A 302-nucleotide genomic window follows, 5' to 3' on the forward strand; every position below is an offset into this window, starting at 1 on the left:
ATTGCCATGTGGCGCCATCCTCAGCCACAACTCGTCGGTGAAATAGGCTTCGAACTGAGCCGAGATGAAGCGGGCCTTGGAGAAGGTCTGTCCGGCGCGCTGGCGCAGCAGGCGCAATTCCTTGCCGAAGTCCGGATTGAGGATCACAACCGCGTCGGCCATCCAGCAGCCGTTCTTGGTGGCGCCGAAGGAGATGAGGTCGACGCCGCTCTTCCAGGTCATTTCGGCCGGGCTGACGCCGGTTGCCGCGATCGCATTGGCGAAGCGCGCGCCGTCCATGTGCAGCGGCAGCTTGTGGCGGC

At 64.2% G+C, this 302-nt stretch carries 1 protein-coding gene; it reads right to left on the reverse strand.

The features are described 5' to 3' along the window. Positions 1 to 302, reverse strand: a 302-nt coding sequence (locus EN845_RS34670; protein ID WP_245511890.1) for a beta-eliminating lyase-related protein, incomplete at both ends; no start/stop codon positions are given.

Origin of the sequence: Mesorhizobium sp. M8A.F.Ca.ET.202.01.1.1, from assembly GCF_004791595.1 — a bacterium.
GTDB lineage: Bacteria > Pseudomonadota > Alphaproteobacteria > Rhizobiales > Rhizobiaceae > Mesorhizobium.